Annotated in this window: 15 protein-coding genes; 10 read left to right on the top strand and 5 right to left on the bottom strand. The window is 64.3% G+C overall.

All coding sequences use genetic code 11. From position 1 onward, the window contains the following. The first annotated feature begins 45 nt into the window (after window positions 1–45). On the top strand, window positions 46–2046 hold the full coding sequence (locus AB0O58_RS06910) for a DUF222 domain-containing protein (RefSeq protein WP_366238039.1): 2001 nt from the start codon (window positions 46–48) through the stop codon (window positions 2044–2046). Between the two features lie 24 nt (window positions 2047–2070). Here the strand turns inward: AB0O58_RS06910 and AB0O58_RS06915 are convergent, their stop codons facing one another. Continuing rightward, window positions 2071–3891, bottom strand: a complete 1821-nt coding sequence (locus AB0O58_RS06915) for a pyridoxamine 5'-phosphate oxidase family protein (RefSeq protein WP_287454973.1) — start codon at window positions 3889–3891, stop codon at window positions 2071–2073. Between the two features lie 134 nt (window positions 3892–4025). Beyond that, on the bottom strand, window positions 4026–4907 hold the full coding sequence (locus AB0O58_RS06920) for an alpha/beta hydrolase (protein WP_094664850.1): 882 nt from the start codon (window positions 4905–4907) through the stop codon (window positions 4026–4028). A gap of 86 nt (window positions 4908–4993) precedes the next feature. Here AB0O58_RS06920 and AB0O58_RS06925 point away from each other — a divergent pair, with 86 nt between their 5' ends. Further along, window positions 4994–5509, top strand: a complete 516-nt coding sequence (locus tag AB0O58_RS06925) for a CGNR zinc finger domain-containing protein (protein ID WP_094664848.1) — start codon at window positions 4994–4996, stop codon at window positions 5507–5509. A gap of 191 nt (window positions 5510–5700) precedes the next feature. Here AB0O58_RS06925 and AB0O58_RS06930 read toward each other — a convergent pair whose 3' ends face one another. Next, on the bottom strand, window positions 5701–6846 hold the full coding sequence (locus AB0O58_RS06930) for an NADH:flavin oxidoreductase (RefSeq protein ID WP_366238040.1): 1146 nt from the start codon (window positions 6844–6846) through the stop codon (window positions 5701–5703). A 65-nt stretch (window positions 6847–6911) separates the two neighbouring features. On the opposite strand from AB0O58_RS06930, the gene AB0O58_RS06935 reads away from it, so the two are divergent. The 4 genes from AB0O58_RS06935 (at window position 6912) to AB0O58_RS06950 (ending at window position 10902) form a co-directional block, all read left to right on the top strand. Then, complete coding sequence (locus tag AB0O58_RS06935; protein WP_287452761.1) at window positions 6912–7766, top strand: sulfurtransferase; 855 nt, start codon at window positions 6912–6914, stop codon at window positions 7764–7766. 72 nt (window positions 7767–7838) lie between these two features. After that, window positions 7839–8666 (top strand): SDR family oxidoreductase, encoded by an 828-nt coding sequence (locus tag AB0O58_RS06940; RefSeq protein WP_287452763.1) that lies wholly within the window; start codon window positions 7839–7841, stop codon window positions 8664–8666. Between the two features lie 2 nt (window positions 8667–8668). Next, entirely contained in the window at window positions 8669–9874 is a 1206-nt protein-coding gene (locus AB0O58_RS06945; RefSeq protein WP_027494412.1) for an acyl-CoA dehydrogenase family protein, read from the top strand. Window positions 9875–9918: 44 nt separating this feature from the next. Continuing rightward, window positions 9919–10902 carry an ABC transporter substrate-binding protein gene (locus tag AB0O58_RS06950; RefSeq protein WP_366238041.1) on the top strand — a complete coding sequence of 328 codons (984 nt, stop codon included), beginning with the start codon at window positions 9919–9921 and terminating at the stop codon, window positions 10900–10902. Here AB0O58_RS06950 and AB0O58_RS06955 read toward each other — a convergent pair. Both AB0O58_RS06955 and AB0O58_RS06960 read right to left on the bottom strand, forming a co-directional pair. Further along, the gene (locus AB0O58_RS06955; protein ID WP_366238042.1) at window positions 10899–11927 is read right to left on the bottom strand and encodes a TIGR03086 family metal-binding protein; all 1029 of its coding nucleotides are present in this window, start codon (window positions 11925–11927) and stop codon (window positions 10899–10901) included. The two genes, AB0O58_RS06950 and AB0O58_RS06955, sit on opposite strands and share 4 nt — an antisense overlap. Continuing rightward, complete coding sequence (locus tag AB0O58_RS06960; RefSeq protein WP_032364507.1) at window positions 11924–12280, bottom strand: metalloregulator ArsR/SmtB family transcription factor; 357 nt, start codon at window positions 12278–12280, stop codon at window positions 11924–11926. Before AB0O58_RS06960 ends, AB0O58_RS06955 begins: the two co-directional genes overlap by 4 nt. A gap of 149 nt (window positions 12281–12429) precedes the next feature. Here AB0O58_RS06960 and AB0O58_RS06965 point away from each other — a divergent pair, with 149 nt between their 5' ends. Genes AB0O58_RS06965 through AB0O58_RS06980 form a run of 4 tightly spaced genes read left to right on the top strand, consistent with a single transcriptional unit; the run spans window position 12430 to window position 15779 of the window. Further along, window positions 12430–13029, top strand: a complete 600-nt coding sequence (locus AB0O58_RS06965; RefSeq protein WP_366238043.1) for a DJ-1/PfpI family protein — start codon at window positions 12430–12432, stop codon at window positions 13027–13029. Next, window positions 13026–13490 (top strand): MarR family transcriptional regulator, encoded by a 465-nt coding sequence (locus tag AB0O58_RS06970; RefSeq protein WP_366238044.1) that lies wholly within the window; start codon window positions 13026–13028, stop codon window positions 13488–13490. The genes AB0O58_RS06965 and AB0O58_RS06970 overlap by 4 nt, the downstream gene beginning before the upstream one ends. A gap of 7 nt (window positions 13491–13497) precedes the next feature. Next, the gene (locus AB0O58_RS06975; RefSeq protein ID WP_366238045.1) at window positions 13498–14751 is read left to right on the top strand and encodes a hypothetical protein; all 1254 of its coding nucleotides are present in this window, start codon (window positions 13498–13500) and stop codon (window positions 14749–14751) included. A gap of 23 nt (window positions 14752–14774) precedes the next feature. Continuing rightward, the gene (locus AB0O58_RS06980) at window positions 14775–15779 is read left to right on the top strand and encodes an aldo/keto reductase family protein (protein ID WP_032369362.1); all 1005 of its coding nucleotides are present in this window, start codon (window positions 14775–14777) and stop codon (window positions 15777–15779) included. Window positions 15780–15834 lie beyond the last annotated feature (55 nt).

Raw genomic sequence — 15834 nt, forward strand, 5'->3', positions numbered from 1 at the left:
AGTTCGAACATGCGTTCTTGTTTCGATTCACTGGGGGGTGAAGAGATGGCGATACCGACGGTCTCGTTGGATGCGTTGACCGCCGCTGCGCGAGAAGAGAATCGGCTGGCGGCCCGCAAGATTTCCGCGTGCTACGACGTCCATCGGAGCTGGATCACTCTCGACACCAAGCACAAACACTACAGCCGGTATGGGCGCACCGAGATGGCGGTGGCGTTGGGGTGTTCGGCGACGGTCGCCGAGGCGTATGTCTCGGTCGGGGTCGCCCTGCACACTCGACTGCCGCTGGTGAAGAAGGCATTCGAGGCTGGGGAGATCGACCTTCCGCGAGTGAGGGTGGTGTGCCGGATCCTCGACAACCTCTCCGACGACATCGTGAGGTCGGTCGAGGGCGAGATCGTCGAGGCGGCCCGACGGTCGCCACCGGGGCCGCTGGAGAAGGAGATCTGGGACATTCTTCTGCGGGTCGCGCCGGAGGAAGCAGCTGCACTACGCGAGTTCGCGAAGAGGTTCCGCAATGTTTCCTACGCCCCGGCTGGGGAGTTGGCGCGGATCCGAGCAGAATTGACCGCCCCCGAAGCCGCGGCCGCATGGCAGCTCCTGGAGGAAATGGCCGACACGCTCTGCCCGAAAGACCCACGCGGCAAACAAGATCGGCTGTGTGACGCCTTCATGGCGCGGATGCACGGAGAACCCCGGCTGGTATGCCTGTGTCAACGAGCGGACTGCCCGAAGAAAGACGCAGAGCTGCCGGATCGTCGGGTGCCGTTGACGATGGTCACTGTCGATATCGCGACGCTGATCGGACTGTTGGCGAATCCTGCGTACCTGGCCGGGCACGGATCCATCGATCCCGACCTCGTGCGGGAGTTGGCGCGCAACAGTCACTGGCAGGTCCTGCTCACCGAGGCGGTGACGTTGGCAGAGAAACTCGGACTGGCAGTGCAGAACCCGGAAACCGGGGAATGGGAACAACGCTCGGCAGAAACCACAGCCGAGCCGAGTGCGACAGAGCCCGAGCCGGCAGAGCCCGATACGGCAGAGCCTGACGCGGCAGAGCCTGACGCGACACAAACCGACGCGGAACCGGATACGCGAGTAACGCGGACGGATACAGGCACTGGCACCGCAACGAACACCGCAGCGCCAGTACCGTCGATACCGCCACCTTCGGTACCGCCACCGTCGGTACCGCCACCGTCGCTACCGGACCCAGGACCGCATCCCGGCGCGGGGCCGGGCCGGGGTTCGGGTTCGGGTTCGGTTGCAGCAGAATCGCATTCGAAGCCAGCCCCGACATCGCCTGAGTCGATCGACTACGACGAGACCCAGCACCGGCAACGACGTCGGAATGCCTTGGCGTCCTCTGCAGCCCTGTTCTGTACTCACACACCCGTCGGCAGGGGCACACGGCACAGCTCTGCCCTCGACCTATCCTCGGAGGTCCGCCCCGACAACCCGACGATCCGCCCCATAGGCCGCACCGCACAGCGCACTTCCTCAGGCATCTATATCGGTAACGCATCCCTGGCCGCAGCGCTCGAAGCCGCCATCGCCGCCGACCCCACTCTCGGCAAGTCCGTCGGGCGCGACCCCCTCACCGACCGAGCCCTGATCTACCGGCCCGACGCCCTCACCACCGCGGCAGTCCGGCTACGCGACCGCCATTGCCGTTTCCCCGGCTGCCACCGACCTGCGGAACGCTGCCAACTCGACCACGTCGCTCCGTTCGATCACGCCAATCCACTCGGCGGCGGCTGGACGACAGTCAACAACCTCCAATGCCTTTGCGAATACCACCACAGCGTCAAGACCGCCGGCTACTGGAAAGCGGTCATGCTCCCCGGTGGCGCGGTTCTGTGGACCTCCACCTCGAGGACCACCCGAATCACCCTGCCCGCCAACGGAACAGCCGTACCGATCACCGACAACGATCTCAGACCCCACATACCCACCAAGCCGAGGCGATCGGGAATCATCGCCTACCCCGACCCACCCGACGACGAACAGCCCAAGACAGACGACACGGCAGCACCGCCCTTCTAGAGGCCGCGTTCTTGGATGCAGCGTTCAGTAGTCGAACGCCTCGAACCTGACGTCCTCACCAGCCAACCACCCCAGAACTGCTGCGTGTAGAGGAGGCACAGCGCACACATAGAACTGCCTTCGCCCGACGTGGCCTACGGCTTTGACGTCGGACTCGGTCATTCGTCGTATGTAGGTCCGGGCTCGGAGCTGTTCGAGAGTGCATGCCTTGGCATGCCCGTCGGTGTCCAACTGTCCGGTGATGAACACCGTGATCGCCATCCCCAAGTGGCCGACCTGCTCGATGACGTCGACGGCGAGAGCCAGGTCCTCTGCGCGGATGCTCCACAGCAGGGTCAGCGCGAGTCCGGATTCGTGGGCAGCATGCGCCTGCGCCATGAATGGCGTGATCCCGATCCCCGATGCCACGACCACTACGTCGTCGGTATCGGGCTGCGTATCGGCGTATCTGGTGTCGTCCTCGCCGCCGAAGCCCATGACAGGGACGGCCAGGTCCGACCCTGGAGTCCACCGCGACAGCAGGCGGCTGACCGGTCCGTGCTCCCGAACGGTTATCTCGAATACATTGCTGCCCAGAGTGTTCGGTTCGCTGGACACCGTGAACGTTCTGATGAAGTCGTCGTTGAGGGAGCTCGGGTCATGATCGCGCATGTGCGACCAGCCACGATCGAGTCGATCCGAGAAGTCGAGGGTGACGTGTTGCCCTGCACGCCATCGCACCGGCGTCGACGACTCGCCTGGAGAAAGCCGGAATGTGTAGCGCGATATCGTCGGTGTGATCGGCAGCTTGTGGATCAGCGAGGCAAGCATTCTGTCCGCTGATCTGGGCCGCAGGCCCGAACCTCCGACCTCGCGGTCCAATCTTCGAACCGGCGGGTTGTACGGCGACGGGTCGAGCAGCGTGCCTCGGAATGCAAGGCCCTCTCTTACGAAGCGCACTGCCTCGATATCGATCCGTACAGCCATACTGCTATGTGGCAGCACGCTTTCAGCGGCATCTCCGATCAGTACCTCTGCGCGTCCCGTCAGGTAGAGGATGTCGCCGGTGTCGAAATCGGGAAAGGTGAGTCCCACTGCCCGGTCGGAAGTGATGTTTCCCAACGTCTGGTAGAGGCGGTTCCCCGAGTACTCCGGGTACACCAGGGTCACGCCCTCCGTGTCGGAGTTGCTGAATACCCGGACGAATCCTGGTGCCCCACCGCGGATGTTGGTGTCCATGCTGTGGGCGCCGTGGCGGCTGGAGATGAGGAACGTGTCGGATCTGCCGATGAGGGCGAGGGCGTCGGCTGGTAGCGGGAGTGAATCGGTGATCAACTGCGGAGATGATGCGTAGGGTGTTATCGCCCGCTTGTTCAGATATTTGGGGCAGTTTCCGAGGGTTTCGTCGACTGCGACATTCACCTGTACGTCGATAGGTTCGCTGGTCTCCGAAGGCGTTGTGTTCGTTCGCCTTTCCATCACCATCCCGTCGTGTAGCCGTCCTGCGATCTTGACCCGGCCCCTGTGCTCGAGATCGATGACGAGGCCCGAGACCAGCCTTCCACGTCCGTTCGTGGCTTCGTCGCCCACGAGACCCTCGAGCACTGGGTCGGTACCCGTCCAGTGAGCGCCCGGATCTGCGGGGCGAGGTTCGAACCGGGTCCGAAACCTCACTCGGAGAACACTGTCCGCGGCCACGGTTGCTGTTCCCGGAGCGCCTCCGAGCAGCGTTGTCCACACTCGGCCGTCGACGCCGATCGTCCCCAGCGCCACGAGTGGGCTCCGGCTCATCCAGGGTCCGTATGCGGCGGGCAGCCCTGGGACAGTGGGGTTGTCCTCGTACGGCACCTGCAGAAGACGGTGCATCGTCTCCTCCCCTGGATGCCACTGGCTCGGCATGTGGTCGTCATCTGCTCGCACGACGTCTGGCCTTTCTCGGAGGCTGTTGGCATACATGGCTATTGGGAACAACTGTTGCGGAATCGAGAACAAGTTCTCTATCAGGCTGCGTGTCGCGCCCCGGAAGATCGGTGCAGGAAGGTGGTGATCAGGGTGGCGACGTCGTCGAGGTGGCTTTCGAGGAGGAAGTGGCCCCCGTCCAGTAGATGAATTTCCGCGTCGGGGAGATCGCGCAGGAACGCGCGCGCACCGTCGGGTCCGAAGATCTCGTCGTTCTTGCCCCAGACAGCAAGGAGCGGGGGACGACAATCGCGAAAGTAGCGCTGCACCGCGGGATACAGGCGGACGTTGGTCGGATAGTCGGCGAACAGCCGCAGTTGGATCTCGTCGATGCCGGGGCGGGTGAGTAGCGTGTGGTCGTGGATCCAAGCGTCGGGACTCAGGAGCGTCGAATCGGAGACACCGTGGACGTACTGCCATCGGACCGCGTCCAGTTCGAGTGCTTCGCGCAGCGGAGCCGCGGTTTCCGGTGTGCGGTTATTCGCGTAGGTCCATAGAGGAGCCCAGAACGAGTCGACGAACCCTTCCTCGTAGGCATTTCCGTTTTGAGTGACGATGGCGGTGATGCGATCGGGATGGCTGAGGGCGAGACGCCATCCGACGGGTGCGCCGTAGTCCTGGGTGTAGATCGCGTACCGGTCGAGACCCAGCTGCTCGAGGAGGTGATCGGTCACCGCGGTGAGCGTGTCGAAGGTGTAGTCGAAGTTGTCGACGGATGGAGCTGACGAGTATCCGAAGCCGATGAGGTCGGGTGCGATCACGTGAAAATGCTTGCCCAACAACGGGATGAGGTGGCGGAACATGAAAGAGCTCGAGGGTGTTCCGTGCAGCAGCACGATGGTGGGATCGGCGGGATTGCCGGCCTCGCGGTAGAAGACTTCGAGTCCGTCGACGGTGGTGGTGTGGTGATGAACGGCGACCATGAATAACCCCTATAGGTAGTTGATGTGGTTACTCCCATGACGGAACCACACTGGCCGTAACCTGTCAAGCGGTCTATGATGGTTACATGGACACCGCGGAAGCACGGGCGATCGACGAAGCGCTGCTGATCGACCTGCTCAACACCACACCGGTCGTGGATGATCAGCCGATCGATCTCTTGGCGGGCGACGCCGACGGCCGAGACTGGCTGAGTGCACGCGGCGGGACCGGAAGCGCCGAGGAGCTTCAGGTGTGTCGCGCTGTGCGTGACGACCTTCAGCGGGTGGTGCGGGGTGAGGCGTCACCGTCGTCGCTGAGAACGTACTTGGATGGCCTCTCGCGGGTGCCGGTGCTGACCGATGACGCGCTGGACTGGAATCTGCAGGTGGCCGAGGATCGCCGACTGGCTGCGCGAATAGTGCTGGCCTGGGCGGAGATTCGTGAGACTATTCCCGGCGCACTGCGTCCGTGTGCGAATGACGAGTGCCGCCTGTTTCTCCTGGATCGCTCCCGTGCGGGCACCGCGCGGTGGTGTTCGATGGCCACGTGTGGCAACAAGATGAAGGCCCGACGGCACCGTGCTCGGGCAGCGGGCGACTGATTGTCGCGCGCCGCAGCGGGCGCAGGGCGATCGCCCTCGTCGCGAACATTCTGCTGGCCGGCGCGGGGTGTGCCGTCTCCTGCTCGGGCGCAAACACGCGAGCCCACGACCGACCGATCGTGGGCTCGTCGTACAGGAGGTGAGAGTCGCTCTCGGGCGCTAGGACCCGAGGGCGACCAGGGCTGGGGGCGTCAGACCAGGTTCCGAATGTGGTCGCGCGTGAATTCGATGCGCTCGTCGACGCGGCCGTCGCCGACCTTGTTCACCCACTCCGGATCGGAGAGCAGCGCTCGTCCGACGGCCACCAGATCGAACTCGCCGTCGTGGAACTGACCGGCCAGCGCGTCCAATCCCGTCACACCGGAGGCCGCGTCCTCCGACCATGCCGAGGTGAACACCGAATCGAGGCCCACGGAGCCGACGGTGATGGTCGGAACGCCGGTGAGCTTGCGCGTCCAACCGGCCAGACCGAGCTTGCCGTCCACTCCGTCCAGTTCGGGGAATGCCGGATCCCAGTGCCGACGAGTCGAAGCATGCAGTACGTCCACGCCTGCGTCGACCAGCGGCGTGAGGACGCGATCGAGTTCGGCCGGGTTCTCTGCGAGTCGAGCGTCGAAGTGGTTGCTCTTCCACTGCGAGAAGCGGTACACGATGGCAAAGTCCTCACCCACCGCGGCGCGGATCGCGGCGACAACCTGTGCGGGGAAGCGGGTCCGGGCCTCGAGAGATCCGCCGAATTCATCGTCACGCACATTGGTTGTTGCCCAGAGGAACTCGTCGAGGAGATAGCCGTGAGCGCCGTGCAATTCCAGGCCGTCGAAGCCGGTGTTCTTCGCGTTGACGGCAGCCTGAACCCAGTGCGAGGTCAGTTCGTCGAGATCGGCGTCGGTGAAGGCGCGCCCGACCGAGGAGCCGTCGAGAGCGATGCCGGACGGGCTGACGGTGGTGACGTCGGGGAACAGGCGTGGCTCGGTGCCGCGCTCGACCCCCAGGTGCCACAGCTGGGGGATGATCGCGCTGCCCTCGGCGTGGACCGCATCGACGACGCCCTTCCATCCTTCGAGGCTGGCGTCGCCGTAGATCCTCGGTACGCGGGTGTGCGGTCCTGCGGCGGGGTCGGGGATGTACGTACCCTCGGTGATGATGAGGCCGGTGCCGCCTGCTGCACGTTTGCGGTAATACTCCGCCACGTCCGGGCCGGGGATGCCGTCGGGCGAGAACGCCCTCGTCATCGGGGCCATGGCGAAGCGGTTACGCAGCTTCAGCGACTTGACCTCGAACGGCTCGAAGAGCCCGGCGGTGGACAGGTGCGGTGTTGTCGTTGCAGTTTCGGTCACGCCTGCGCACAACCTGGTCGGACTCCGAGCTATTCCCCCTCCCGGACTGTTAGCGTCGAAACACTATGAGCCAGTCGCCGCTGATATCAGCTTCCGAATTGCACGGTCTGTTCGAGATGGGTCGCGGCCCAGTGGTCCTGGACATTCGGTGGACCCTTCAAAATGGTAGCGACAGAGCAGGTTACGAGGCGGGGCACATCCCGACCGCGCAATTCGTCGATCTCGGTACGGAACTGGCGGCACCGCCGGACGACGGGAGTGGAGCCAGCAGGAACGACCCGGATGATCGTGGCCGCCATCCGCTGCCCGATGCGGACACGTTCGTCGCGGCGATGCGGGGAGCCGGAGTCGGCGACGATTCCGCGGTGGTGGTCTACGACGCGGGCCCGGCAACTGCGGCTGCGCGGGCCTGGTGGTTGCTCCGCTACTTCGGCCACCGGGATGTGCGCGTACTCGACGGCGGGTTCGCGCGATGGGTCGACGAGGGCTATTCAGTCGGCACCGAGCCCTCGATCGTGGCGGCCGGATCGTTCACGGCGCGGCCGCCGCTGGCCCGGGTCCTCGAAGTCGGGGACGTGCTGGCCTTCGCCCGCGAGAACGTCCTGCTCGACGCCCGCGCACCCGAGCGATTCCGCGGCGAGGTCGAGCCAGTCGATCCCGTGGCCGGCCACATCCCCGGGGCGGTCAACAGGCCGACGACCGACAATGTCGATTCCGACGGGCGCTTCCTGCCCCCGGAGGTACTCGACGGCGCATTCGGTGGACTCGTACCGAAGGGAAAGGACGTCGCCGTCTACTGCGGCTCGGGCGTGACCGCTGCACATCAGGTTCTCGCACTGGAGTTGGCAGGCATCGATGCCGCGTTGTATCCCGGCTCGTGGTCGGGTTGGATCACCGATCCGACGCGGCCGAGGGCATGACACACCGGCGCTGACCTGGCAGTTCATCCAACCAGGGTTGAACTTGAATCTGACTTCAACTATACCTGGGGAATGAAGGTTGCAGGCAAGGTCGCCATCGTCACCGGAGGTGGTGGCGGAATCGGCGGAGCCATCGCCGCCAGACTCACCGAACACGGAGCCCGCGTCGTCGTCTCCGATGTGGACGAGTCCACGGCCCGATCCGTCGTCGACGCCATCGAGCGGGACCGGCCGGGCACAGCCGTCGCTGCCGCGGCCGACGCGTCGGACATCGGAGATATCGAGCGGCTGATCGCGTTCGCCGACGAGTCGTTCGGTCCGGTCGATCTGTATTTCGCCAACGCCGGCATCAGCGGCGCCCCCGGGCTCGACGCCAGCGAACAGGACTGGGACCTGTCTTTCGACGTCAACGTGCGCGCACACATCCGCGCTGCGCAGCTGTTGGTGCCGGGTTGGCTCGATCGTGGTGAGGGCTACTTCGTCAGTACGGCCTCCGCAGCCGGCTTGCTCACCCAGATCGGTTCCGCCACATACGCGACGACCAAGCATGCCGCGGTGGGGTTCGCCGAATGGCTCAACGTCACCTACGGCAATCGGGGCATTCGCGTCAGCTGCCTGTGCCCGATGGGCGTCAATACCAAATTGCTCTACGAAGGCCGCGAATCGGGAGATGCGTTGGGAGCGGCCGCAACTGCCGCGGTGCTGAGCGCGGGCGCTGTGCTGGAGCCCCTCGACGTTGCCGACGTGGTGCTCGACGCGATGGACCGGGAGCAGTTCCTGATCCTGCCCCACGAGAACGTACTGGACATGTACCGCAACAAAGGTGCCGATTACGACCGGTGGTTGCGCGGCATGCGCCGCTACCAGGACAGCTTGCTCGACAACCAACAGGGGAACTGAACGTGGCATTTTTCGAGACCAGCGACCGCGCAAAGAAGTACGAGTCGGATCTGTTGGAGTTCATGGACTCTCACGTCTATCCGGCGGAGGCGGTGTACGAGCAACAGATGCTCGAAGCCGGGGACCCGCACTTCCATCCCCCGATTCTCGAGGACCTGAAGAAGGAAGCGCGCTCGCGTGGACTGTGGAATCTGTTCCACCCGCACCCCGAGTGGGGCCCCGGCCTGACCAACCTCGAATACGCTCCGCTGGCCGAGATCATGGGCCGCAGCCTGCTCGCCCCCGAGGCATGCAACTGCAACGCACCCGATACCGGCAACATGGAGGTGTTCACCCTCTTCGGTACCGACGAGCACAAAGAGAAGTACCTGAAGCCGTTGCTGGACGGTAAGATTCGTTCGGCCTTCGCGATGACCGAGCCCGACGTCGCCAGTTCCGATGCCACCAACATCGCAATGAAGATGGACCGCGACGGCGACGACTTCATCCTGAACGGGCGCAAATGGTGGACGTCGAACGCGATGCACAAGAACTGCAAGGTCCTGATCGTCATGGGCAAGACCGACCCCGAGGCAGCAACGCACCGGCAGCAGTCGATGCTCGTCGTGCCCATCGATGCGCCCGGCGTCACCGTGCTGCGCAACCTGCCCGTCTTCGGCTACGTCGACCGAGAGGGCCACGCCGAGGTTCTCTTCGAGGACGTGCGGGTGCCGGCGAAGGACGTGCTGAAGGGGCCGGGTGAGGGATTCGCCATCAGTCAGGCTCGACTGGGGCCCGGCCGCATCCACCACGCGATGCGGACCATCGGTGTTGCGGAGCGAGCGCTCGAATTGCTCTGTCGCCGTGCGGTTTCACGGGTGACCTTCGGCAAGCCGGTCGCCATGCGTGCGAACATCCAGGACTGGATCGCCGAGGCGCGCATCGAGATCGAGAAGACGCGGCTGCTGACGTTCAAGGCCGCCTACCTGATGGACACCGTCGGAAACAAGGAAGCGCGCACCGAGATCGCAGCGATCAAGGTCGCTGCACCCGAGATGGCGCTGAAGATCATCGACCGCGCCATTCAGGTGCACGGCGGCGGCGGAGTCAGCAACGACTTCCCGCTGGCGATGATGTACGCACACGTGCGGACGCTGCGGCTCGCCGACGGTCCCGACGAGGTGCACAAGATGTCCATCGCGAAGATGGAGCTGCGCAAGTACATGTGAACGTAGCTCACCTCAGGAAGGCAAGGCTGTGCTAATTTCTGCCGATGACAAGGACCTTCCTGGGGTGCGCCTTTGCCGTCGCCACGGCCCTGACGCTGGCATCGTGCAGCAGCAACACCGCTGACGACGCCGGCTCCGACACCCGCAGCGTCACCGTCGACACACTCGTCGGACCCACGCAGATCACGGGAACGCCACAGCGCATCGTCGCATTCGGGCAGCAGTGGGTGGACGCGCTGCTCGAATTTGACGTGCAACCCGTCGGGTATGTCTCCGCCGGATCGAACGGCGACGAACGCGGGCTCTACCCCTGGCAGTCCGCAGTGGATACGGATGCCCAGATGCTCGACTCGGCCGCCGTCGATCAGATGGGGGCTTCGGTGCCGACCGAGCAGATCGCGGCGCTACAGCCCGACCTGATCCTGCTGTCGGGGATACCGTCGATAGAGCCGTACAAGAGCTTGTCCGACGTCGCGCCCACGATATTTCCGAAGGCGGAGAAGGTCGAGACGTGGGAATCGCAGATCGAGACGCTCGGGCGGGTGCTCGATCGCGAGGACGATGCACAGAGCATCATCGACGAGGGGCATGCCGTAACCGATGGCATCCGTCAGCAGTACCCGGCGCTCGACGGTAAGTCGGCTGTGTTGTCGCAGTTCGTTTTCGACAGTCAGCAGCTTGCGGTCGTCGCCGACCCGGAGGACGGTGCCGCGAAGGTCTTCGACAGCATCGGACTCGACGTCCCGCAGGATTTGGTGAACTCGCCCGATATCTCTCACGGCCGGATCGTGCTGAGCCCCGAACGGCTGGACGTTCTCACCGCAGACCTCGTGGTCATTCTCCCCAACGGCGGCACGCGCGAAGACCTCGAACAACTTCCGGGGTTCACCAGCCTGCCCGCGGCGACCGGCGGCGGAGTTGCCGTCGTCGACTACGCGACGGTGGTGGGATTCAATACACCATCGAAAGCGTCGGTCGAGTTCTCGCTGAACAAGATTCGTCCGCAGCTCGAGGCTGTGGGTAGCTAGTTGTCGGGTGACCAGGACGGGTCGCGTCCGATGAAGGCCATCAACCTGTCCTGGGCGGACGCGTTGTCGTCGACGTCGACGGCGGGGCCGAACTGCCCGCTCTCGCGGAGCACACGATCCATCGGCTTCATGGCGATCAGCGCTGCGGCGCAACGCTCTTCGTCGAGACCGGGTTCGCGTCCCAGGGCTTTGGCCAGGTCCCAGGTGTGCATCCACACATCGGCGGTGTAGAACCGGTCGATCGCGTCTTCGACCGGCATGTCGCCGATGTGCGGATTGCTCAGGATGCGGCCTGCGGGGGCGTCGAGGATGGCTTGGATGTCGGCGACGTGTTGCGCCCACGCGGCGGCAGGGTCGCGCGTCACGTCGAGTTCGGTGAGCTCGACACCCTCGACACCGCCGAGGAAACCACGTGACCAACCGACGAGATGTTCGACGACACCCAGCGCGTTCCACTCCGGTACCGGACTGGGCCGAGACCACGCGTCCCCGGAAACGGAATCGACCAACGCCGTGAACGCGGCAGCGTCCCGTGCATGCTGTGCAGCCGGTCCCGTCAACAGTGCATCGAGTTTCTCGTAACCCTCCCTGACTCCCACATCCATTCCGCTGGAGAGCATCCCGTCTCGGGTTGCGAAGTCGGACAGGACGCTCAACACCCTCAATCGCGTACCGCCGTCGTCGCGGGCCCCGAAAGCCATGGTCTCGAGGGCGACCGAATCCGGATCGCCTTCGTAGGTGAAGGTCCACACGATCCGCTCGTTCGCGCGAACCTCGTGGAAGCTGCCGAAGAACGACGCGATCTCTTCGCCGTCGCGGTCGTTCGCGAACGACCATGCGCCGCCGGTTCGTGCGTCCCACGCGATGATTCGCGTCGTCACCGACCGTGGGCCTACCCACTGCCGATACAGATCGGGGTCGACGTGTGCGCGGAACACCTGCTCGGGCGACGCGTCGAACTGCCTGATGATCTCGATGGTGGGTACTTTGTCGTCCGCTACTATCTCGGTTTCGTGCTCGTTCATGACACGTCCTTCTGAGAGTCGTCTTGTGTTACAACGTGATCCAGCAGGTCGTCGAGACGTCGGTAGCGCTGCTCGGCCTCCTGGCGGTAACGCTCGATCCACTTCGCCATCAGTCCGAACACCTCTGCATCCAAATGCACCGGTCTGCGCTGGGCGTCTTTGCTGCGCGTCACCAGCCCGGCGTCCTCGAGCACCTTCACGTGCTTGGAGACTGCCTGCAGGCTCATGTCGTACGGCTCGGCCAGTTCGCTGACGTTGGCGTCGGCACCCGCAAGCCGAGCAACCATGTCACGCCGAGTGGGGTCCGCCAACGCTGCAAAGGTTCGATTGAGCTGCTCGATACGGTCGTCCATGGTCACCCACCTCCTCGAATACAGGCAAGATATGCCCCTCGAGCTGCGTAGTCAACCAATTGGTTTATAAGATTCGTGGAAGGGTTGACAGCCTGCTGTCTTGCGCGCAGCATTGACAGCATCCTGTCAATCGATGTGAGGACCGTTCCATGATCACCGTTGCGCTGTATGCCACCGACACCATGGCCGATTGGGAGTACGGCTACCTCATCGCCGGGCTCACGATGGCCCGCGAGCAGAATCCCGACGCCAACCGGTTGCTCGTCGCATCGGAGTCGGGGGAGGCGGTGACGACCATGGGCGGCCTGAGGATTACCCCCGACGTTGCGTTGGCCGATCTTCCGCCCGTCGACGCGCTGATCCTGCCCGGTGCCGGCACGTGGGAATCCGCCAACGAGGCAGCGTTGAAGTTGGCCGCCGAACTCGTGGCAGCGGGCACCCCGGTCGCAGCAATCTGCGGGGCAACCTACGGGCTGGCTCGGACCGGCCTGCTCGACGACCGGCCACATACCTCGAATGCCGCCGAATTCCTCACTCAGGCTGCGAAATACCGCGGAGCGGAGCATTACCGTGAGGAGAAGGCAGTGTCCGACGGCACCGTCATCACCGCGGGAGCGACGGCACCGATCGAGTTCGCCAAGCTGGTGTTCGAGCGCCTCGACGTGTTCCCGCAGCCCATCATCGACGCATGGTACGGGCTCTACACAACGGGGGAGCGCAGATTCTACGACCAGCTGACGGGCGCATGAGCCGACGAACGCCGGAGGGGGACGCGCTCACCGAGGTGGTCCTGCCGGTCTTCGAGCTCAACGGCGAATTCCTCGCTGCCGCACAGGACATCACCGAACCGACAGGATTGACGCCGGCCTGGTGGCAGGTTCTCGGGGCCACTCTCGACGAGCCGCTCTCGGTGGCCGATATAGCGCGACGCGTCGGTCTGGGTTTGGCGCGGCAAAGTGTGCAACGAACCGCAAACCTGTTGGTGGACAAGGGCTGGGCCGTCTACAGCGAAAACCCGAACCACAAGCGAGCGAAGCTCCTCGAGCCCACCCCGAAGGGACGCGAGACCGTAGCCGCTCTGCGAGATGCTCAACACGCGTGGTCGGACGCGGTGGGCGCCGCGGTGGGTGAGGACGAATTGCGTGCATTTGCACAGACTTTGGAGAAGATTATTGCGGCATCCCGCACCTACCGTGGTGGCCGTGCATAATTCGGGGATGTCATCGCTCGCGATCGTTCTTTCCGGCCTCCTGGCCGGTTTGCTCTCGCAATCCGACGGGGTCGATATCTTCGGCGACACCAGCGTCGGGGGTGTGGTGTTCTCCAGCGGCGGAGGGGGAGTCGCCGTAGCAGTGATTCTGGCGTCGGGTCTGGCTATGCTCGTCCGTCGGCGCAGTATTCTGGCGGGCCTGTCCATCGCTGCGGCCATTTGCGCCGGGGTGACGGCCCTGATGATGCCCTCCGACCTCGCCGAGGTGGTGGCAGGCGGAGTTCTGTTGGGATGCACTGCAGTACGGGCGAGCGGTGTACGAGTTCGACAAGCGTTGTCGATCGGGTCGCTCCTCGTCGGACTACTCAGTGCAGGCGCGGTCGAGGCCTTGCAGCATCCGAGTATCCCGCGTCGCTACGCCGACTACCTCACCGAATCCGATATCGGCCCGCCGGTGGTCGTTCCGGTGCTGTGCGTACTGGTCGTAACTGCAGTGGCCTGGGCAGCTCTTGTCGACCGCAGCGACGACCATGCGCCACCGGAACGGAGCATCCGACCGATCGGGGCGATACTACTGATCTCGATCGGTGGCTTGCTGCTCAATATGTTGTTCGTGCAGATGCTGTTTCGAGCTGAAGACGGCTTCGGTGGAAGCTGGTACTTCGGCCTCGTCGTCGTACCAGTGCTGTTCGCTGCTGCCGCTCTGCTACCGGGTCGCGGAGGCATTCTTGTGCTCGCCGGGACAGCCGTGTTGCTCACCTCGACCACCACCGCTGGGGTGGGCGTCGATGTGTCGGACGGTATCTGGGTGCTCGGGCTCGTGGCAATCACGGCAGTTGCGGTGACAGTGGGCGCGGCACTCGGGCTGCGCTGGGGTCGACCGATCGTCGGATTCGCGACCCTGGCAGTGGTGTGTACGACCGCGCTGTTCGAGCGGTCCCCATGGGACAACGTGCACTACGCGGCGAGTCTGGTGATCTTCCCGGCCGCTGCGGCCTACCTGTACGTGGCGTGCACGCCGGCTACTACCACTCCCTCGACCCCCACGCCCTTGACCATCGGCCTCGCGGTACCGGTGGCGATCACGGTGCCGATGGTCGTCACCTACGGTTGGACTGCGTACACGCCGCTCACATCCGCCCTGCACAACTCCACGTGGCCCAGCATGGAACTGTGGCTCTCGACGGGCGCGGCAGTGGCGACGGTGGTCCTCGCAGGCGTCGGGACGCGGTTCCTCGGTCGTCGGCCACTTGTGAATTGAACACCGGAGTACCGTTTTCTTACATGGCTTACAGATACCTCGGAAACAGTGGACTGAAGATTTCGGAGATCACCTACGGCAATTGGTTGACCCATGGTTCGCAGGTGGAGAACGACATCGCGACCCAGTGCGTGCGTGCGGCTCTCGATGCAGGCATCACCACATTCGATACCGCCGATGTCTACGCCAACGGGGCTGCGGAAACGGTCCTCGGTGACGCGTTGAAGGGCGAGCGCCGCGAATCGCTGGAGATCTTCACCAAGGTCTACTTCCCCGTCGGACCCAAGGGTCCCAACGACACCGGACTCTCACGCAAACACATCTTCGAAGGCATCGATGCCTCGCTGCGTCGGCTCGGTACCGACTACGTCGATCTCTACCAGGCCCACCGCTACGACGTCGAGACCCCGCTCGAAGAGACCATCGCCGCGTTCGGCGACGTCGTCCGTCAGGGCAAGGCCCTCTACATCGGCGTCTCGGAGTGGACGGCCGATCAGCTCCGCGCCGGCCAGGAACTGGCACGGCAGAACGGGTTCTCGATCATCTCGAACCAGCCGCAGTACTCTGCCCTGTGGCGCGTCATCGAGGATCAGGTGATCCCGACGTCCAAGGAACTGGGCATCTCGCAGATCGTCTGGTCACCCATCGCTCAGGGCGTGCTCACCGGCAAGTACCTACCCGGACAACCGCTGCCCGACGGTTCGCGCGCCAAGGACGACAAGGGCGGCGACAAGATGATCGCGCGCTACCTCGACGATCAGACGCTCACCCGGGTGCAGGCACTCAAGCCGATCGCCGACGATCTCGGAATCACCATGGCGCAGTTGGCTGTTGCCTGGGTTCTGGCCAACGACAACATTTCCGCCGCGCTGGTCGGGGCATCGCGTCCCGAGCAGATCGCCGAGAACATCAAGGCGTCCGAGGTCACCCTGGACGCGGATGTACTCGCCAAGATCGACGAAGCCCTCGGCGATTCGGTCGAGCGTGATGCGGGCAAGACCGGCTCCCCGGAAGCCCGGTTGGTCTAGAAATTCGTCGCCCGGTCCACGTTTGACGGGGCGGAGCTGCGGTACTCGGCGTTAA

The organism is Rhodococcus sp. NPDC080181 (assembly GCF_040702225.1).
In the GTDB taxonomy this organism is placed as follows: Bacteria; Actinomycetota; Actinomycetes; order Mycobacteriales; family Mycobacteriaceae; genus Rhodococcoides; species Rhodococcoides fascians.